Below are 14442 nucleotides of genomic sequence, written 5' to 3' on the forward strand. Positions count from 1 at the left end.
TTTGGTGAAGGGTTGTAGCTTTATTACAATCCAGGGCTTAGTCGCGGCCACGGATGCAGGGATCGCGGGTGGACGAAGGTACGGTTCGACCAGAGCAGACTGATCGTGCGGTCGGTGTTCACGACCCGGATTTCGTAGCCTGGGCGATGGGAAGCCGCGAGGCGGCGCGGAAGCTGGTGATCCTGCCGATTGCCGTCGGCGTCCTGGTGGCGCTGGTGGCGACCGCGCTGGACTTCGGCGCCGGGATCCCGGTCTTCATGGACAGCTTCGGCTGGGACCTGCTCCGCGGGTACCGCTGCTTCATTCTCCCGAAGCAATTGGTCAACTTCTGCATGGTCGCCGCGCCGATCGCCTCCGCCCTCATCTTCCTGACGCGGCCGCGCCTGCGCGAGCCGGCGCGCGAGAATTCCCCGCCGCCGCCCGCGATCAGCTCAGTCGACCAGGTCGCCACGATTGTCGGCGTCATCGCCTTTGCAGCGATGATCGCGGTCTACCACCTGTTCGGTGCCGGTTGGATTATGGCTTGCAAGCTCGAGAGCGCGATCGGCGTGGTTTCGCGCTATCTGCTCGGCGCGGTCGTGGTCGTCTTCGCGCCGGCGGTCTCGATCGCCGCGCTCAGCTTCGCCTACAGTTTGCGGCAGGGCCTGAGGTTCAACTGGGTCGGGAACGAGGCGCGCGCCGCCCTGCGCCAGGTCGGGCTGATGGTCGCCCTCATCGCCATGCTCAACCTCGACTACGCGATACTGACGCGGCATGGCGGGCTGCGCACGATCAGCGGAACTTTGGCCTTGCTGGCTTGCGGCTTTCTGCTGACGCAGGGCAGCCTGACCGTTGCGCGCATCATCGGGCTGCTGTCGGCGATCGTGATCGCGCTCTCGGTCAGCGAAGTCCTGACCGCACCGATCCAGACGCCGCTCGGCTTGCTGCTGGCGAAGTTCCGCGCGGCGCCGGTCGCGATCACGCTGGCGGTAATCATGATTTTCACCTGGTTCGGCGTCGCGCTCTGGGTCTATCAGGCGCTGCAGGCGAAGCCGATTCGCGAGGCCGCTAAGGCCGCGGGGCGGACGCGATTTCCGCCGCCATGGACCGGTTTCATCTTCGGCCTGTTGATCTTCGCCCTCGGGCTCGGGAACTACCTCATGATGGAGGCCAGGTACGGCGACGAGGCGCGCAAGCGCGCGCGCCTGGCCTATGGCGAGAAATACGCCTTCCAGATCACGGGCTACGGCTATGCCGGCTACACCGACCATGTCTTCGTGCAGCTCGAGGGCTACAACGACACCGAGCTCATCAAGGTGCAAGTGGATTGGAAGGAGCAGCCCAAATAGAAAGCCCGCCCCCGAGACCGGGAGCGGGCAATCTCGTAATCCGGGACGTTGCGCTTACGCCGCTTCGGTGAAGGCGACGCCCTTGGTCTTCAGCATCTCCTGGAGTTCGCCCGACTGGTACATCTCGCGGACGATGTCGCAGCCGCCGACGAACTCACCCTTCACGTAGAGCTGCGGGATGGTCGGCCACTGCGAGAATTCCTTGATGCCCTGGCGCAGCGAGGGGTCGGTCAGAATGTCGATGCCCTTGAACTTCACGCCCATATGGCTCAGCACCTGCACCACCGCCGCGGAGAAGCCGCATTGCGGGAAGACCGGCGTGCCCTTCATGTAGAGCACGACGTCGTTCGAGGTGATGTCGTTCTGGATGCGGTCAACGACCGGGTTGTCACTCATCTTTCTTTCCTCTTTCCATCTCGTCATGCCCGGATTTGGCATCTCTCGCCCGTCGGCCCGAGATTGCCGGGTCAAGCCCGGCAATGACGACTCACTTAAACCGTCATGCCCGGACTTGATCCGGGCATCTTGCTCCGCCCTATTATATCAAGCCGGCGGGCTGGTTTGCAGCGCCAGCGCATGCAATTGGTCGCCCATGCGGCCTTTCAGGGCCTGGTAGACCATCTGGTGCTGCTGCACCCGGCTCTTGCCGACGAAGGTTGCCGAGGTGACCTGGGCGGCATAGTGGTCGCCGTCCCCGCGCAGGTCCTCGATCACCACCTCGGCGTCGGGGATCGCCTCTTTGATCAGCCGCGCTATTTCGCTGGCTTCCATCGCCATGGCGATAACCCCTGTCCTATCAGTTACTTAGAAGCGCCCATGAGCTCCGGGAAGAAGCCTTCATGGGCCGATTTCAGCTCGGAGACAGATATGGCCCCGGCCCCGGTCAGAGTCAAATCGGCGCCCGCAGTCTTGCCGAGATAGCGGAAGGCGATGCCCATCTCCTTGGCCTGCAGCTCCAGCACCTGGACATCAGCCTGACGGACAGTGAGGACATAGCGGCCCTGGTCCTCGCCGAACCAGAAGGCGTGGTCCGGGCTCTCCTTCGGCCGCGCCAGGAGATCGCAGCCGATGCCCGAGGCCATCGCCATCTCGGCGATCGCGACCAGCGTGCCGCCGTCGGAGACGTCGTGGCAGGCGGTGACCATGCCGCGCTCGATCAGGTTGCGCACGAAATCGCCGTTGCGGCGCTCGGCGACGAGGTCGACCGGCGGGGGTGCCCCCTCCTCCCGGCCGTGGATCTCGCGCAGGAAGATCGAGCAGCCGAGCCAGCCGGCGGTCTCGCCGATCAGATAGATGGAATCCCCGGCCTGCTTGAACGCTATCTTCGGCGACTTGGTGACATCGGCGATGACGCCGACGCCGCCGATGGTCGGCGTGGGCAGAATGCCCTTGCCGTTGGTCTCGTTGTAGAGCGAGACGTTGCCGGAGACGACCGGGTAGTCGAGGGCGATACAGGCCTCCGCCATGCCTTCGATGGCGAGGGCAAACTGGCCCATGATCTCCGGGCGCTGCGGGTTGCCGAAGTTCATGTTGTCGGTGACCGCGAGCGGCTTGGCGCCGACCGCGGTCAGGTTGCGCCAACTCTCGGCCACCGCCTGCGCGCCGCCGGTCTTAGGGTCGGCCTGACAATAGCGCGGCGTGCAATCCGAGCTCATGGCAAGCGCCTTCTTGCCGACCTTGCCGTCCTTGCCCTGCGGGATCAGCACCACGGCGGAATCGCCGCCCGGGCGCTGCACGGTATGGCCCATGACCAGGTGGTCGTATTGCTCCCAGACCCAGCGCCTGGAGGCGAGGTCGGGGCAGGACACCAACTGCTTCAAGACCGCCATCAGGTCCTGCGGCGCCGGCACCTGGTTGGCGACGATCACCGGCTGCGCCGGGGTCGGAACCCAGGGGCGCTGATAGACCGGCGCCTTATCGACCAGCGGCGCCACCGGCATGTCGGCCTCGACCTTGCCGTTCTTCTTCAGCACCAGATGGCCGGTATCGGTAAGGACGCCGATCTCGGCGAAATCCAATTCCCATTTCTCGAAGATCGCGCGGGCCTTCTCGCGGCCCTCGGGCTTCAGCACCATGAGCATGCGCTCCTGGCTTTCCGAGAGCATGATCTCGTAGGCGGTCATGCCGGTCTCGCGCACCGGCACCTTGTCGAGATCGATCTCCAGGCCGAGGCCGCCCTTGGAGGACATCTCGACCGAAGATGATGTCAGACCCGCGGCGCCCATGTCCTGGATCGCGACGATCGCGTCCGTGGCCATCAGCTCGAGGCAGGCTTCCAGCAGCAGCTTCTCGGTGAAGGGATCGCCGACCTGGACGGTCGGGCGCTTCTCCTCGCTGTCCTCGTTGAACTCCGCGCTCGCCATCGTGGCGCCGTGGATGCCGTCGCGCCCGGTCTTGGCGCCGACATAGATCACCGGATTGCCGAGGCCCGCCGCCGCCGAATAGAAGATGTTGTTCGCATCGGCCAAGCCCACGGTCATCGCGTTGACCAGGATGTTGCCGTTGTAGCTCGGGTGGAAGTTGACCTCGCCGCCGACCGTCGGCACGCCCATGCAATTGCCATAGCCGCCGATGCCGGCGACCACGCCGGAGACCAGATGCCTGGTCTTCGGATCGTCGGGCGCGCCGAAGCGCAAGGCATTCAGATTCGCAATCGGCCGCGCGCCCATGGTGAAGACGTCGCGCATGATGCCGCCCACACCCGTCGCCGCGCCCTGATAGGGCTCGATGAACGAGGGATGGTTGTGGCTCTCCATCTTGAAGACGGCGGCCTGGCCGTCGCCGATGTCGATGACGCCGGCATTCTCGCCCGGGCCCTGGATCACCCAGGGCGCCTTGGTCGGCAGCTTCTTCAGATGCACGCGCGAGGACTTGTAGGAGCAATGCTCCGACCACATCACCGAGAAGATGCCGAGCTCGGTCATCGAGGGCTCGCGGCCCATGATCTCGAGAATGAGGTCGTATTCTTCCTTGGTGAGGCCGTGCTCGGCGATGGTGTTCGGGGTGATCTTCGAAGTGGCCGCACTCATGCCGCGAGAGCCTCCGCCATCGCCTTGAAGATGCCGCGGCCATCGGTCGAGCCCAGCATCTCGCGGATCGCGTTCTCCGGATGCGGCATCAGGCCCAGCACGTTCTTCTCGCTGTTGAAGACACCGGCAATGGAGCGCACCGAGCCATTCGGGTTGTGCGCGGGATCGAGCGACCCATCCGGCGCACAGTAGCGGAAGGCGATCTGGTCGCGGGCTTCCATCTGGTCGAGGGTCTTCTCGTCGCAGGTATAGTTGCCGTCGTGATGCGCCACCGGCACCGAGAGCACCTGGCCCTTCTCATAGCGCGAGGTGAACAGCGACTGCGAGGTCTCGACCCGCAGGTTCACGTTGCGGCAGACGAACTTGAGGCCGGCGTTCGGCATCAGCACGCCGGGCAGCAGGCCGGCCTCGCAGATGATCTGGAAGCCGTTGCAGATGCCCAAGACCGCCATGCCCTTCTCCGCCCGGGCCTTCACCTCGCGCAGGATCGGCGAATGCGCGGCGATGGCGCCGCAGCGGAGATAGTCGCCGTAGGAGAAGCCACCGGGGACCAGAACCAGATCCACTTTGGGGAGCTCGGTGTCGCGGTGCCAGACCAGGACCGGCGGCGTGCCGCTGATCTCGGTCAGTGCCGCTTCGGCATCCTTCTCGCGGTTGGAGCCGGGGAAGACGATGATGGCGGATTTCATGGCGCCCTACTCCACCAGGTCCACCGAGTAGTTCTCGATCACCGTGTTCGCCAGCAGCTTGGCGCACATCTGATCGACTTCCGACTTGGCCTTGGCCTTGTCGGTCTCCTTGAGGTCGATCTCGATGAACTTGCCCTGGCGGACGTCGCCGACTTTGTCGAAGCCGAGCGAGTGGAGGGCGTTGGCGATGGCGCGTCCCTGGGGATCGAGGACGCCGTTCTTGAGGGTAACGTGGACGCGGGCTTTCATGACACTCCGTCAGCTGAGCGGGTGGACAATCACTGCATCGCCCCTCATTGCATGGTCGAGGGGCCCTTCATGTCGCGCGGGCCGCCTTCGGGCAGAATCCCCAGGCGGCGCGCGACTTCCTGATAGGCCTCTTCGACATTGCCGAGGTCGCGGCGGAAACGATCCTTGTCGAGCTTTTCACCCGTACGAACATCCCAGAGCCGGCAATTGTCCGGGCTGATCTCGTCGGCGAGGACCAGGCGCATCTCCTCGTTCTCATAGAGCCGGCCGAACTCGAGCTTGAAGTCCACGAGACGCAGGCCGACGCCGAGGAAGAGACCGAGCAGGAAATCGTTGATCCGGAGCGACATCGCCAGGATCTCGTCGATGTCCTGGGGCGTCGCCCAGCCGAAGGCGGTGATGTGCTCTTCGGAAACCATCGGATCGTTGAGCTCGTCGGATTTGTAGTAATACTCGACGATCGAGCGCGGGAGCTGGGTTCCTTCCGGCATGCCGAAGCGTTTCGACAGCGAGCCGGCGACCACGTTGCGGATCACCACCTCGAGCGGGATGATCTCGACCTCGCGCACCAGCTGCTCGCGCATGTTGAGGCGGCGCACGAAATGGGTCGGCACGCCGATCTCGCCGAGCTTGGTCATAAGGTATTCGGAGATGCGGTTGTTGAGCACGCCCTTGCCGGTGATCGTGCCCTTCTTCTGGTTGTTGAAGGCGGTGGCGTCGTCCTTGAAATACTGGACGAGGGTCCCCGGCTCCGGCCCTTCGAACAGGACCTTGGCCTTGCCCTCATAAATGCGACGACGGCGCGACATCCGATTCTCCACAAACCGGTCGGCCCGGCGGGTGCGGCGGGAGTCGCGGTTTCGGCCCCCTTCTAGCAGGTGTGCCCCGCGGAAACAATGACGGGCGGCCGCAGCGCACAACCCCGCAGCGTCCGGATTCCGATTGATATTTCAGTCTGTTATGCGGCAGCCGGCAGAAGCAGCGCACCGCATAGGAGCACTGCGCCGATTGCAGTGACGAGAATCGGCCCGGCGAGACTGAAGGCCCGGCTGGCGACGGCGCTTTCCGGGAGGCGGAGCACGACCTGGCGGCGGACCAGGATGCTCGCCACCCCCATGACCGAAAGCGTGATCGCCATGCCGACCGCGATCGCCAGGGTCATGGCGATGCCGGCAAAGACGATGCCGTTGGTCAGCGCGAAGACCAGGATCAGAATCGCGCCGGAACAGGGGATGAAGCCGGCGGCGAAGCCCAGCAGCCCCTGCTCCTTTCGCGCCCCTGGCCGGGCGCCGGGGATATGGGCGCAGTGTTCGCCGTGGTGGTGATGGCCATGGTCATGGGCGTGCGCATGGGCGTGGCCGGTGCCGCGCAACGCCTGCCACAGCATGCCGAGGCCGATCAGCAGGATCGCGGCGTAGCTGAAGACCCTGAGGCCATCGACCTCGTCGACCGGGGAGGCGAGGCTCTCGCTGAGGATGAAGTGGACGACGGTCACGATGACGATGGCGCCGACCACATGGCTCAACGAGATCCAGCTCGCCATGGCGATGCCGCGCAGGGGATGCGCCTCGCGGCCGAGGAAATAGCCGATGATCACCGACTTGCCGTGACCCGGCCCCAGCGCATGGAACACGCCATAGAGGAAGCCGATCAACAAGCCGCCCCAGAGCGCCCAGGGGTTTTCACCGGACTTGATCGCCATGAGCTGGGCATTGATCGCGCGGTTGACGCGGGATTGCAGTATGACCACAGAGGCGCCGATCCGGCGCAGGATGGAGGGCTTTCCTTGCGGCGCATCGCTGGTCGCGGATTCAGCGCTCGGCGCGCCGACGCCGAAGGGCGAAGCCGTATCCGCCTGCGCAAGATGGGCGCCGCAGAGCAGCGCGAGCGCAACGAGGAGAGCGCGCAGGATCAGTGACATGAGAGCGTGATCTCCTGGGGGGTGACGAAGCCGCCGTAATAGGCGTTCTCGTGGTCGTCGCGGATCCTAGGTTCGCAAGTGACGCCCGCATTGCCGTGGAACAGGATCGGTTGCTCCTCGGCGAGATCGACCTCGACGTAGTATTCGCGGTCGTTGATTTCGACCTTCAGCTTCTGGGTCCTGGGGTCCACCGGATGCGGCAGCTTCACCGAGAAGACGAAGGTGACCTTGCGGTTCTTGCCCGCGGTCGCGGTGAAATCGACGGGATCGATCGCGCCGATATCCTTGCCGTCCACCCAGATGTAGTTGAAGTATCGGAATTTCTTGAGGTTGGGCAGCGTGCCTTCCGCCAGCGCCTTGCTTTCGGCGGCGTCGAAATTGCCGTCGCCGTTGGCGTCGAAGCCCTGCAGGAGCTGGTCCGAGAAGATTTCGTCGAAGGTCCAGGATTCGGTCAGCGCGATGATCTTGTCCCCGGCGAACATGAAGACGACGCGGTTGTCGATGAAGACATGCGGATGGGCGAAGGCGGCGCTTGGCGCCATCAGCAATGTCAGAAGGGCCAGCAGCAGACCGGCGAAACGACTCACGTCTCTCAGTTGCCGGCCGTGACGACCATGCGGCAGCCACAGATCGGGCAGGCGACGACTGATTCCGCGCCGGCAGGCTTGACGCCCTGGGCGATCTCGCCCAAGAGGACCGCGCGCGCCTTCTGAATCAGCTGGTCGTGGCCGCCGTTGTTGCCGCCGCAGCCGGCCAGGTACTCCGCTTCCATCGCCGGCGGCATCGGCTGCTCGGTGAAAGCTTGCGCCGCCGAAGCACCGGCCAAGAAGGCGGCGCTGCCGGCAAGGGTGGTGTTCAGAAGCTGTCGTCTGGTCAACATCGCGGATCTCCGACTCACCGCGCCTCCACGCGGGGCGGACCCTAGCTCACCGCAGCACCTTCAGCAACTCCGCGAGATTGTATTTGAACATGTCGAGGTAATGCGGCGCGAGGCCGCCCTCCTGGCTCAGCGCATCCGCGACCAGCTCGCCGCCCACGGGGACGCCGGATTCGCTGCTGATAGTCTGGGCCAAGGTCGGGTTCGACATGTTCTCGAGAAAGATTGCTTTCACATGCCCGCTCTTCGCCTGGCGCGCGATCGCGGCGAGATCGGCGGCGGAAGGCTCGGTCTCGGTGCTGGCACCCTGGATCGAAAGGATGTCGAGCCCATAGGCCTTGCCGAAGTAATGGAAGGCGTCGTGCGAAGTGAGGATCCGGCGGTTGGGCGCCGGCAAGGCCGCGAGCTTGGCTTTGATCTCGGCATCCAGCGCTGTCATCTCGGCATCGAGCTTTGCGGCGCGCGCAGCGATCGCGCCGGCTTCGCCGGGCGCCAGCGCCTCGAGCGCCGCGGCGATCGCCTTCACATAGAGCCGGCCATTGCCGAGGTCCTGGAAGGCATGCGGATCGTCCGGCATCGTGCCGGAGGAATCCGCCTCCTCCTTGAAGGGCAAGGGCGTCACCGCGGCACTGGCGATCACGGTCTTGCCCTTGAAGTCGGCGGCTTCGGTCAGGCGATCCAGCCAGGGCTCCATGCCGAGGCCGTTGGCGACGATGAGATCGGCCTTGGCCACGGCGGCGACGTCGGAAGGCTTGGGCTCGAAGACATGCGCGTCGCCGTCCGGGCCGACCAGAGTGGTGACGCTGACCGCGTCGCCCCCCACCGCCTGGACCAGGTCGCCGATGATGGTGAAGGTCGCGACCACCTTGGGTTTCTCCTGCGCGACCCCCGGTCCGGCCAGCGCCATCAGGAATGCCGCCGAAACCATCACCTTCGCCAAAGTCCGCGCCATGATCGCCGCTCCAATATGTTATGTTATAACATTTCTAGCAAGGTTGACGGATGGGGGCAACTGGGTTTCGTGTAACGGCGGCTCAAAGCTTGATCGGCTGCCAGGGAGTTCGATCCGGCCTTCCGGCGGTGAAACGCCAGATCGGCTTGCGGTCGGCCCATTGCACGCCGGGCAAGGCGATCAGCGAAGACGATGCCGTGCCGAAGCCGGAATTGGAGATGATGTTCATCGCATCGAAGCTGCTGCCGTCCGGCGCGTGCTCGCGCGAGGTCAGCAGTTCCTGCCATTCGGTCCAGTCGTCGTGATCGGGATCCGGCGCCTCGGCGGCCTGCCAGAGCGGCAGGAAATGGCGGATGCGCTTCGATGTGGGATCGTTGGCATCCGAAGCGGTGACCATGGTGACGCCCTCGGCCAGGGGAAAGGCCTCGACCTCTTCACCGAGATTGCGTAGCCAGAAGGCCTGGGTGTTGTCCGCAACCACCATGTTGAACGGGCGATAAGCGTTGGTGTCGAGCTCGGTCAGCATCGCGACCGCATCGGCGGCATCGGCGAAGTCGAGCGCGTCGAGCACCAGTTCTCCCCGGCTGCGCTTGCCCGGTTGCGGCCCCAGCGTATCGCGGCGATTGAGGATGCCGGCGACCACGCCGAGATCGTTCAAGCCGAGCCAGGTGCCGCCCGCGAGTTCGTCGCGGCCGGCCATCACCTCGGGCCGGTCGGGCCAGTGTCGCCCCGGCGCGGACCAGGGCCGGTCGAGCATCTCGTCGCGATTGCTGGCCCAAAGGATGGGCCAGTCATGACCGGGACGAAAAAGAACGATGACGCTGCACATGGTGGGGCTCGTGCATGTCCCAGGAAATCAGCGGGATATGGTGCGGCTTCAGGCCGCCGCGCCGCCCGCGAAAGTCGATTCTTATAGACTTGACGGAGGGATAGCGTCCAACCATTTTACCGGAAAGGACTTATGAATAGAGCGCCCCAGGAGACGCCCCAATGAGCAGCTTTGATGAACGCGAATCGTCGTTCGAGAACAAGTTCAAGCACGACAAGGAGCTGGAGTTCAAAGCGACCGCCCGGCGGAACAAATTGCTGGGGCTTTGGGCCGCCAACCTGCTGGGCATCCACGGTGCCGACGCCGAAGCCTTCGCCAAGAGCGTGGTCAAGGCGGACATGGAGAAGCCGGGCGACCAGGACGTGGTCGACAAGCTGCTCGCCGACTTCAAGCAGCGCGGCGTCGATATGTCCGAGCATCGCCTGCGCAAGCAGATGACCGAGCTGATGACGGCCGCCGTCGCCCAGATCAAGTCGGAAGTCTAACAGCTTCTCGTCAGCACATCCCGATCGGCGGTGATCGCAAACCCGTGGCGCTGGTAGAGATCGAGCGCCACGCGGTTGCTGCTGACCACGTTCAGGCTGAGCGCGCGGCCGGGCAGGCAGCGGCGCGCTTCGTCCAGCACCAGCCGGCCGAGGCCCCTGCCCTTCGCGGCCGGATCGCGCACGATCGAATGCAGGAAGGCATCGTCCGGCGCGTAGCGTAGCGCGGCCAGGATGCGGCCGCCCTGGCAGAGCACCCGCACGGCACCGCGCCCCACGGCGATCACCCGGCGCTGCTCGGCTTCGTCGGGGAAATAGACTCCCGGCATGCCGTCGAAGGCGGCGCGATAGACCCGCAAGAATTCGTCCACCAGCCCCGCCTCCAAGTCGCGCCAGCCCAGGCCTTCCGGCAATGCCATGTCCTGGCCCCAGTCCGCGGCGGCGCAGAGCATGTCGAGATCGCCATAGGCATAGGCGAAGCCGGCATTCTCGATGCCGCGGCGATGCGGCGCCCATTCCGGGGTGATCATCAGATCGACGCCCTGGAGGCCGAGCCGGCGGGATCGCCCGGCGATCTCGGCGACCAGCATTTCCGCCAAGGCATCGGTCAGTGCAGCGGCTCTGAGGCCGGCCAGCTCCACCGGCGCGCAGCCGGTGCCGGAGCGGGCGCGATCGAGAATGACGCAGACGACGCCGGCGTCACGACGGTCGATGATCGCCGCCGGGCCGCTGCTCAGATGCCGGAGGAAGCGCTCGGCATCCGAATCCGGGATCGGATGCGCGGCGCACCAGGCGACGAGATCGTCAATCGCCGAAGACGCGGCGGAAGATGGTGTCGACATGCTTGAAGTGATAGCCGAGGTCGAAGCATTCGGTCAGCGCCGCCTTCGAGATCTTGGCGGAGACCGCCGGGTCGGCCAGCAGCTCGGTCAGGAAGTCCTTGCCCTCGAGCCAGACCTTCATCGCGTTGCGCTGCACCGCCTGATAGGAATCCTCGCGCGAGAGCCCGGCCTGGGTCAGCGCCAGCAGCACGCGCTGGGAATGCACCAGGCCGGAATAGCGGTCGAGATTGGCCTGCATCGCCTCCGGATAGACGATCAGCTTGTCGATCATCCCGGTGAGGCGCGCCAGCGCGAAATCGAGCGCGATCGTGGCGTCGGGTGCGAACACGCGCTCGACCGAGGAATGCGAGATGTCGCGCTCATGCCAGAGGGTGACGTTCTCCAAGGCCGGCGTCACCGCCGCGCGCACGACCCGCGCGAGGCCGGTCAGGTTCTCCGACAAGACCGGGTTGCGCTTGTGCGGCATCGCCGAGGAGCCCTTCTGGCCCGGCGAGAAGTATTCCTCCGCCTCGCGCACTTCGGAGCGCTGCAGGTGGCGGATCTCGGTCGACAGATTCTCGATCGAGCTCGCGATCACGCCCAGCACCGCGAAGAACATCGCGTGGCGGTCGCGCGGGATGACCTGTGTCGAGACCGGCTCGACATGCAGGCCAAGTTTCTTCGCCACATGCGCCTCGACCTTGGGATCGATGTTGGCGAAGGTGCCGATGGCGCCGGAGATGGCGCAGGTCGCGATCTCGTCCTTGGCCGCGAGCAGGCGCTGCCTGGCGCGGTCGAAGGCGGCGTAATGGCCGGCGAGCTTCACGCCGAAAGTGGTCGGCTCGGCATGGATGCCGTGGCTGCGACCGATGGTCGGCGTCATCTTGTGCTCGATCGCGCGGCGCTTGAGCGCCGCCAGCAGCGCATCGAGATCGGCCAGCAGCAGCTCGGCAGCCTGCTTCATCTGCACGGCGAGGCAGGTGTCGAGCACGTCGGACGAGGTCATGCCCTGGTGCACGAAACGCGCCTCGGGCCCGACATACTCGGCGAGGTTGGTGAGGAACGCGATCACGTCGTGCTTGGTCTCGCGCTCGATCTCGTCGATCCGCGCGATCTCCCACTTGCCGCGCTCCCAAACCGCCTTGGCGGCTTCCTTGGGGATGACGCCCAATTCGGCCTGGGCATCGCAGGCATGGGCTTCGATTTCGAACCAGATGCGGAACCGGTTCTCCGGCTCCCAGATGCGCGCCATTTCGGCGCGCGAGTAGCGGGGAATCATCAGCTTGCTCGCACCGTCAGCGACGGCATTGTTAGAGTAGAGAAGATGGCACTGGGCTGAGAAATCGAGAGCCGAGTAAAGATGTACTCAGCCAACTCACTTCTTGTCGGAAGCCCTAGGCGGTGTAAAGATCCCGGCCCTTTCAACGTGCCTGATTGCATTCCTGCGGATTGTGGCCGTCTTGGCATCAGTAAACGTATAAACCGAGCTTCTAGCGTTTTGAGTGAGACTGTCTTGAGGCTTGCCCTTCAATTCGAGCGAGAGCTGGCTTGTCTTTGCATCTTTTGCCATCGCATGCTCCCTCGTCCTACAGCCCAGATTCGGCCGGCACTAGATTGTCCTCCTTATCAGACAAATTCGCAATAATTATTGACTCATAATCCATTGGAGAATCTAGCGGAATTTGAAATATAGGAGTGAGTTCAGCTGCATTTGTAATTGAAAGCCTCCCATTCTCTTTCCTCGGTCGCGTCGGCCTGAACACCTGCAGGTAGCGACTCGGAGCCACTCCGTCATACTGACTGAAGACCACACGGGTAGCGTCGTTCACGTCCTCCGTAACCGCGTCATCATGAAGGACCGTCGCCAAACTCTTCTTATAAGGCTCGATGTAGATCACCCTGGCAATCCCAGCTGCAACAATGTGGCGCGCACAGTTATGGCAGGGATAAGTTGTCGTAAAAAGCGTCGCCCCGACGAGAGAGTGCCGCCCCTCCCTAGCAACGGAAAGAATTGCCTCCATCTCGGCGTGGATTGACCGTGAGAATTCGGTGAGCGAATCTATAGCCGTTCCCGCCAGAAGCTCACGTACGACCTTGTAGTCGGCTCCCTTTTTTAGGAGGCCGGACAAAGCGATCTTCGTCGCTATATCGTCGAGTATCTTTGTCCTTCTCGTCTCGTTGTGGCAGATCTTTCTTCCATGCTTAAAGCACCGATGATCCTTATCTTGCACGCTCTTCAGCGCAACATCCCATACAGCTTGATCATCCTCGACATAAAGCCCGCCGCCGAATCTGGGAACATCATTCCACCCAACAGCGATAAGCTCACCGCTATTCGATATGATCGCGGCGCCAACTTGGCGAGACATGCATGCGGATTTTGGGGCGACTGAGTTTGCTTCGTACATCGCTGACTCGGCGCGCGTTGGCGTGTGAATCTGCGAATCAAACAAGAGCTGAATATACCGTGTGACCTTACGCCTCAATTCTTCCAGCTTCTGGTCGTTGCAAATGAACAGATCAGATTCGACGAAGATCTTTCGAGTCATTTGCCCGAACGTCATGACCTCGCCCTGGTCTCGATCAAGTATCTTCTGTACCTCTGGCTCATCGACACCTTCATCAATGAGCCTTTGGAAGCGCACCTTGTCGGGAGCAAACACGCCGATCAGGCACATTGAATCTGAGTAGATTTGCCGGAGAAGGGTGAGTTCTTCCATGTTCTTTATCGAATCGATCACATAAGCACGTCGGCCGGGAATCTGAATTTGCTTTCCATCGTGCTCGACGTAAGCTCCACGGTCGTGTCGGTAGCGAAATATTTGCTCAACTGCTTTTTCTGCTAGGTAGTCCGCACCAAATTTTTTCCGCAGCTCATTTCCGGCAGTCTGCATATCAGTAATGTATTGGCTCAGCGGCGTCTTCGACGGCACAGCCATTCCAATGCGATGACACTCCTTGCGAATGATCTCACTCGGCTTGATCGTTGGCGCAACGTCGTAGCCGAAGTCTTGAACTAGTATCTCCCGAACATAGTTTGCAGCCGAAGTGACACCCGAACCGACCGGCCCGACAAGCGCGATCACCAGTTCCTGAGATAGTCGCTCCGAGATTGAGGTAGCAACCCCCTGCCCTTGGCGAGTCGAGGTTGTTGCTTGCTGTGCTAACTGAGCCATAGAGCCTCCCGAACTCTACGAACGATAGATAATCAATTTTATAGCTAGCTTGCCTTCGTTGTCCAACGAGGCAGAAGATGGCCGCAATT

The 14442-nt window shown here is 63.3% G+C and carries 16 protein-coding genes; 2 read left to right on the forward strand and 14 right to left on the reverse strand.

Going from position 1 to position 14442, the window contains the following annotated elements; genetic code table 11:
• Positions 1–146 precede the first annotated feature (146 nt).
• Entirely contained in the window at positions 147–1328 is a 1182-nt protein-coding gene (locus ACYQ4T_RS07960) for a hypothetical protein (protein WP_459852304.1), read from the forward strand.
• A 54-nt stretch (positions 1329–1382) separates the two neighbouring features.
• On the opposite strand, the gene grxD is transcribed toward ACYQ4T_RS07960, so the two are convergent.
• The 11 genes from grxD to ACYQ4T_RS08015 all read right to left on the reverse strand — a co-directional run bounded on the left by grxD (position 1383) and on the right by ACYQ4T_RS08015 (position 9874).
• Complete coding sequence (gene grxD, locus ACYQ4T_RS07965) at positions 1383–1724, reverse strand: Grx4 family monothiol glutaredoxin (RefSeq protein WP_459852306.1); 342 nt, start codon at positions 1722–1724, stop codon at positions 1383–1385.
• Positions 1725–1871: 147 nt separating this feature from the next.
• The gene (locus ACYQ4T_RS07970; protein ID WP_459852308.1) at positions 1872–2105 is read right to left on the reverse strand and encodes a BolA/IbaG family iron-sulfur metabolism protein; all 234 of its coding nucleotides are present in this window, start codon (positions 2103–2105) and stop codon (positions 1872–1874) included.
• Positions 2106–2128: 23 nt separating this feature from the next.
• On the reverse strand, positions 2129–4357 hold the full coding sequence (gene purL / locus ACYQ4T_RS07975) for a phosphoribosylformylglycinamidine synthase subunit PurL (protein WP_459852310.1): 2229 nt from the start codon (positions 4355–4357) through the stop codon (positions 2129–2131).
• Positions 4354–5046 (reverse strand): phosphoribosylformylglycinamidine synthase subunit PurQ, encoded by a 693-nt coding sequence (gene purQ / locus ACYQ4T_RS07980; RefSeq protein ID WP_459852312.1) that lies wholly within the window; start codon positions 5044–5046, stop codon positions 4354–4356. The genes purL and purQ overlap by 4 nt, the downstream gene beginning before the upstream one ends.
• Positions 5047–5052: 6 nt before the next feature.
• Positions 5053–5295 (reverse strand): phosphoribosylformylglycinamidine synthase subunit PurS, encoded by a 243-nt coding sequence (gene purS, locus ACYQ4T_RS07985; protein WP_459852314.1) that lies wholly within the window; start codon positions 5293–5295, stop codon positions 5053–5055.
• Positions 5296–5339: 44 nt separating this feature from the next.
• Positions 5340–6104: a phosphoribosylaminoimidazolesuccinocarboxamide synthase gene (gene purC, locus ACYQ4T_RS07990; protein WP_459852316.1), complete on the reverse strand. Its 765-nt coding sequence runs from the start codon at positions 6102–6104 to the stop codon at positions 5340–5342.
• Positions 6105–6253: 149 nt separating this feature from the next.
• Positions 6254–7216, reverse strand: a complete 963-nt coding sequence (locus tag ACYQ4T_RS07995; RefSeq protein ID WP_459852319.1) for a nickel/cobalt transporter — start codon at positions 7214–7216, stop codon at positions 6254–6256.
• The gene (locus tag ACYQ4T_RS08000) at positions 7207–7803 is read right to left on the reverse strand and encodes a DUF1007 family protein (protein ID WP_459852321.1); all 597 of its coding nucleotides are present in this window, start codon (positions 7801–7803) and stop codon (positions 7207–7209) included. Before ACYQ4T_RS08000 ends, ACYQ4T_RS07995 begins: the two co-directional genes overlap by 10 nt.
• Positions 7804–7808: 5 nt before the next feature.
• Complete coding sequence (locus ACYQ4T_RS08005; RefSeq protein ID WP_459852323.1) at positions 7809–8096, reverse strand: hypothetical protein; 288 nt, start codon at positions 8094–8096, stop codon at positions 7809–7811.
• Positions 8097–8142: 46 nt separating this feature from the next.
• Entirely contained in the window at positions 8143–9045 is a 903-nt protein-coding gene (locus ACYQ4T_RS08010; protein WP_459852325.1) for a metal ABC transporter solute-binding protein, Zn/Mn family, read from the reverse strand.
• A gap of 82 nt (positions 9046–9127) precedes the next feature.
• Complete coding sequence (locus ACYQ4T_RS08015; protein ID WP_459852327.1) at positions 9128–9874, reverse strand: NRDE family protein; 747 nt, start codon at positions 9872–9874, stop codon at positions 9128–9130.
• Between the two features lie 161 nt (positions 9875–10035).
• Between ACYQ4T_RS08015 and ACYQ4T_RS08020 the strand changes: the two genes are divergently transcribed.
• Positions 10036–10359 (forward strand): DUF1476 domain-containing protein, encoded by a 324-nt coding sequence (locus tag ACYQ4T_RS08020; RefSeq protein WP_459852329.1) that lies wholly within the window; start codon positions 10036–10038, stop codon positions 10357–10359.
• On the opposite strand, the gene ACYQ4T_RS08025 is transcribed toward ACYQ4T_RS08020, so the two are convergent.
• From ACYQ4T_RS08025 to ACYQ4T_RS08035, 3 genes are all read right to left on the reverse strand, one after another.
• A complete protein-coding gene (locus tag ACYQ4T_RS08025; protein ID WP_459852331.1) occupies positions 10356–11198 on the reverse strand; it encodes a GNAT family N-acetyltransferase in 843 nt (280 codons plus the stop codon). The two genes, ACYQ4T_RS08020 and ACYQ4T_RS08025, sit on opposite strands and share 4 nt — an antisense overlap.
• Positions 11161–12456: an adenylosuccinate lyase gene (gene purB, locus ACYQ4T_RS08030; RefSeq protein ID WP_459852333.1), complete on the reverse strand. Its 1296-nt coding sequence runs from the start codon at positions 12454–12456 to the stop codon at positions 11161–11163. Before purB ends, ACYQ4T_RS08025 begins: the two co-directional genes overlap by 38 nt.
• 307 nt (positions 12457–12763) lie before the next feature.
• On the reverse strand, positions 12764–14353 hold the full coding sequence (locus ACYQ4T_RS08035; RefSeq protein ID WP_459852336.1) for an anti-phage dCTP deaminase: 1590 nt from the start codon (positions 14351–14353) through the stop codon (positions 12764–12766).
• Positions 14354–14442: the final 89 nt, after the last annotated feature.

The organism is Dongia sp. agr-C8 (genome assembly GCF_054658695.1).

Bases quoted from the DNA above. Each gene is read 5' to 3' on its own strand.
- ACYQ4T_RS07960 (WP_459852304.1), top strand. From the start codon at position 147: ATGGGAAGCCGCGAGGCGGCGCGGAAGCTGGTGATCCTGCCGATTGCC.
- grxD (WP_459852306.1), bottom strand. From the start codon at position 1,724: ATGAGTGACAACCCGGTCGTTGACCGCATCCAGAACGACATCACCTCG.
- ACYQ4T_RS07970 (WP_459852308.1), bottom strand. From the start codon at position 2,105: ATGGCGATGGAAGCCAGCGAAATAGCGCGGCTGATCAAAGAGGCGATC.
- purL (WP_459852310.1), bottom strand. From the start codon at position 4,357: ATGAGTGCGGCCACTTCGAAGATCACCCCGAACACCATCGCCGAGCAC.
- purQ (WP_459852312.1), bottom strand. From the start codon at position 5,046: ATGAAATCCGCCATCATCGTCTTCCCCGGCTCCAACCGCGAGAAGGAT.
- purS (WP_459852314.1), bottom strand. From the start codon at position 5,295: ATGAAAGCCCGCGTCCACGTTACCCTCAAGAACGGCGTCCTCGATCCC.
- purC (WP_459852316.1), bottom strand. From the start codon at position 6,104: ATGTCGCGCCGTCGTCGCATTTATGAGGGCAAGGCCAAGGTCCTGTTC.
- ACYQ4T_RS07995 (WP_459852319.1), bottom strand. From the start codon at position 7,216: ATGTCACTGATCCTGCGCGCTCTCCTCGTTGCGCTCGCGCTGCTCTGC.
- ACYQ4T_RS08005 (WP_459852323.1), bottom strand. From the start codon at position 8,096: ATGTTGACCAGACGACAGCTTCTGAACACCACCCTTGCCGGCAGCGCC.
- ACYQ4T_RS08010 (WP_459852325.1), bottom strand. From the start codon at position 9,045: ATGGCGCGGACTTTGGCGAAGGTGATGGTTTCGGCGGCATTCCTGATG.
- ACYQ4T_RS08015 (WP_459852327.1), bottom strand. From the start codon at position 9,874: ATGTGCAGCGTCATCGTTCTTTTTCGTCCCGGTCATGACTGGCCCATC.
- ACYQ4T_RS08020 (WP_459852329.1), top strand. From the start codon at position 10,036: ATGAGCAGCTTTGATGAACGCGAATCGTCGTTCGAGAACAAGTTCAAG.
- ACYQ4T_RS08025 (WP_459852331.1), bottom strand. From the start codon at position 11,198: ATGTCGACACCATCTTCCGCCGCGTCTTCGGCGATTGACGATCTCGTC.
- purB (WP_459852333.1), bottom strand. From the start codon at position 12,456: ATGATTCCCCGCTACTCGCGCGCCGAAATGGCGCGCATCTGGGAGCCG.
- ACYQ4T_RS08035 (WP_459852336.1), bottom strand. From the start codon at position 14,353: ATGGCTCAGTTAGCACAGCAAGCAACAACCTCGACTCGCCAAGGGCAG.